This is a genomic window from Polaromonas sp. P1_E1_2 (assembly GCF_056406035.1).
This window is the reverse complement of record NZ_JBFUAZ010000502.1, coordinates 1-3,161: the sequence shown is the minus strand read 5'-3', so window position 1 is coordinate 3,161 and position 3,161 is coordinate 1. Positions and strand designations below refer to the sequence as shown.

The 3,161-nt window shown below is 62.0% G+C and carries 4 protein-coding genes; 1 reads left to right on the top strand and 3 read right to left on the bottom strand.

The window, feature by feature from the left end; all coding sequences use genetic code 11:
- On the top strand, positions 1 to 1,275 hold a 1,275-nt coding region (locus tag AC1D1P_RS18900; RefSeq protein WP_477674031.1), incomplete at its 5' end, for an N-acyl-D-amino-acid deacylase family protein.
- An 82-nt stretch (positions 1,276 to 1,357) separates the two neighbouring features.
- Here the strand turns inward: AC1D1P_RS18900 and AC1D1P_RS18895 are convergent.
- From AC1D1P_RS18895 to AC1D1P_RS18885, 3 genes are all read right to left on the bottom strand, one after another.
- Entirely contained in the window at positions 1,358 to 1,798 is a 441-nt protein-coding gene (locus AC1D1P_RS18895; protein ID WP_477674030.1) for a hypothetical protein, read from the bottom strand.
- Positions 1,799 to 1,854: 56 nt separating this feature from the next.
- Positions 1,855 to 2,382: a hypothetical protein gene (locus AC1D1P_RS18890; RefSeq protein WP_477674029.1), complete on the bottom strand. Its 528-nt coding sequence runs from the start codon at positions 2,380 to 2,382 to the stop codon at positions 1,855 to 1,857.
- A gap of 72 nt (positions 2,383 to 2,454) precedes the next feature.
- The coding region (locus tag AC1D1P_RS18885) for a LysR substrate-binding domain-containing protein (RefSeq protein WP_477674028.1) at positions 2,455 to 3,161 on the bottom strand (707 nt) is incomplete at its 5' end.

The following is a 3,161-nucleotide window of genomic DNA, read 5'->3' as shown; positions in this document are numbered from 1 at the left end:
GTGCACACCCACGACGACGCTATCGTGCTGAACGCGCCCGGCATGTTTCCCAAGCTGTCGCAGGGCATCACCACGGTGGTCACCGGCAACTGCGGCCTGTCGGTCGCGCCTTTCGTGGTGGAGGAACCGCAGGGCGCCCTCACCCTGCTGGGAAATTCATTCAAGTACCCCTCGGTGGATGCTTATGCGCAGGCGGTGGGCGAGGCGCAGCCGGCCGTCAATGTAGCGCCGCTGATCGGCCACACCACGCTGCGCTATGCCTGTGTGGACGACCTCAACCGGCCAGCCACCGCCGGCGAAGTGGCCGCCATGTGCACCCTGCTGGAGCAATGCATGGCCCAGGGCGCGATCGGCCTGTCGTCGGGCCTCTTTTACGCCGAAGCCATGCCGGCACCGGCCGCCGAGGTGACATCGCTGGCGCGCGTCGTCGCGCGGTACGGCGGCATTTACGCCACACACATGCGCTCGGAGATGGCCGACATCCTGGAGGCCATGCACGAGGCCGCCGGCTGCGCCTTCGAGGCAGGTGTGCCGCTGGTGATCTCGCATCACAAATGCGCCGGCCCGGCCAACTGGGGCCGCACGCAGGAGACGCTGCCGCTGATCGACACGCTGGCGCAGCGCCAGGACATCGCGATGGATGTCTATCCCTACGTGGCCGGCTCGACCGTGCTGCGCGAAGACCTGGTCGACGGCATTATTGACGTGCTCGTGAGCTGGTCGGCCCCGCATCCGGAAATGATGGGCCGCACCCTGGCGTCGATTGCAGCCGAGTGGGGCGTTGACCAGAAAACAGTTTGCCGCCGCCTGCAGCCCGGCGGGGCCTGCTATTTCCAGATGCACGAGGATGATGTGCGGCGCGTCATTGCGCACCCGCTTTCCATGATCGGATCGGACGGCCTGCCGCATGACAAGCATCCGCACCCGCGCCTGTGGGGTGCCTTCCCGCGGGTGCTTGCGCGCTATTGGCGCGAGCAGCAGCTGTTTTCGCTGGAGACCGCGATCTACAAGATGACGGGCCTCTCGGCGCGCAACTTCCGCCTGCACCAGCGCGGCCAGTTGCAGCCGGGCTGGTACGCCGATGTCGTGGTGCTGGACCCGGTCCGAGTGCGCGACGTGGCGACGTACGAAAACCCGATCGCGCTGTCCGAAGGCATCGAGAAGGTCTTTGTGAATGGCGAGTTGGCTTATGTGGCCGGCGGTGCTGATGCGGCGAACGCGAAGGTACAGGCACGTGCCGGGCGGCTGTTGAAACGTCACGTAACCCAGCCCTGAAAAGACTCTTCAGCCCGCATGAGCCGCGGCCTGCAAGGCCTCGGGAGCTACACGCAGTGAGCGACCGTGGGGGCTAATAAAGTCAAGTCTCAACGCTGAAATGCTTCCTCAGCATTTCAAGAGCGAGGGGAGTGGCAACCAGTTGGTCCTGCAGGATTGCTACTGAACTCACCCATTTGCCGTCCAGCTCGAGCGTATTCAAAAGCACTACGGAGATGCAGAACCGGGCTGCATCACCCACCAATAACTTCTGCAACGACACTACGCTGGGCCAGGGGAAGTCGCCTGCACGAAAGGTGAGGGAGCGAATGCCGTTCCCGTAGAAGTCTTGATTGTGAAACCATACGTCGGAGCGCTCCCATGATCCGGCCAGAGGCACCAGCACGGCCTCGATCGCGTCCTGCAAATCGCCGTCAATATGCCCGTGGGCATCTCCCTGCTCCTCGAAGAACTCGAACGTTCCCTTCAACTGCTTCACGGCAGCCCAGTACTCGTCTTCAGTGGACACGACTTGAACACGCACGGAATTCCTTTCGAGAAGATTGAACGTTTGACATGTGAGGCCTCTCGATGGAAAGGTCAGGCCCCGTCGTACTGCGCATGAACTTTGCGAGAAAGTTGCGAAACCTTCGCTGAGTGAAGCCTGGCGGCTACCGCCGAACCCAATGCCTCCGCAGGGAAATCCTTCGGCTTGCGTTTAGCAATCGCGACGTTCGCAATGGCGGCCTGCAAGGCTTGCCCGAAGGCAAGTAGTTGCAATCGGGCTGGTAGATTCTGAACTTCAGTCCAGTCTATTCGGCCGACGCTCCAAACTTCCCGTGTCTTGTGCTTGTACCGGGTGAATCCGTCAGGTCCCGTGAAGGCCACTCCCTCGCCCCAGGCCTTGAAGTCGGCAACCTCCAGGATCAGGACGAATTGTTCAATCGATGTTCCGAAGTTCCTAAGCGTCAGGTCTTCGTTAAGGAACGCATCAATCGCTGGAGTGAAAAGGCGCCAGCGACCAGGGTTGGCCTTCCAATGATCGATGGGCCAAGCGTTGCTTTGCCAATGCTGGCCGCCTATTTGTAGTACCTCGACGCCAGTCTTGAGGAAGGTGCTGAAGTGCACTCGTGCGTCGCCTAACTTGATATGGCCCGCAAACCTGCGGAATGACATGGCTCGATCTTCATGGGGTGGGTTTCAATCCAAAGAGTCAACCGTATCCGGATCCGGCCCATCCCCAATCGCCTCACGCGTCAGCGCGGCCTGGCTTTTGAGCCAGTCGCAAAACGCCAGCACTTCGGGCCGGGCCACATTGCGCGGGCCGATGATCAGCCAATAACTCATCGGAGACTCCATGCGCATTTGCGGCAGGGGCTCCACCAGATCGCCTGAGGCCAGGCTTTCGGCAATCAGTGGCAGCCGCGCCAGCACCACGCCCTGGCCCGTCAGCGTCGCCTGCACCATCTGGTAGGCGTAGTTGAAGTACAGCCAGCGCTTGGCTTCCAGCTTGGGGCTGGCGTGCTCTTCCAGCCAGCGGCGCCAGGTCAGCCATTCCAGATGGGTGTGATGCGCGTCGCCCGCCTCAATCAAGGTGAACTGTGCCAGATCGTCTGGCTTCTTCAGGCGCGGCCCGCTTTTGAGCAGCCAGGGGCTGATGACGGGCGTGATCTGCTCGCCGAAAAGGCGTATGGCGCCTGGCGGCATGTGGCTGGCCGGGGCGTAGCGCAGCGCCAGGTCCAGGTCAGAAATGTCCAGGTCCACCGCCACGTCTGACGCATCAATCCGGATGTCGATGTCGGGGTTGTCGCGCTGAAAGCCCTCCAGCCGCGGAATCAGCCACATCGAGGCAAACGAGGCAAAGGTGGTGAGCGAAACGCTCTTGCGCCCGGCGGTCTGGCGTATCT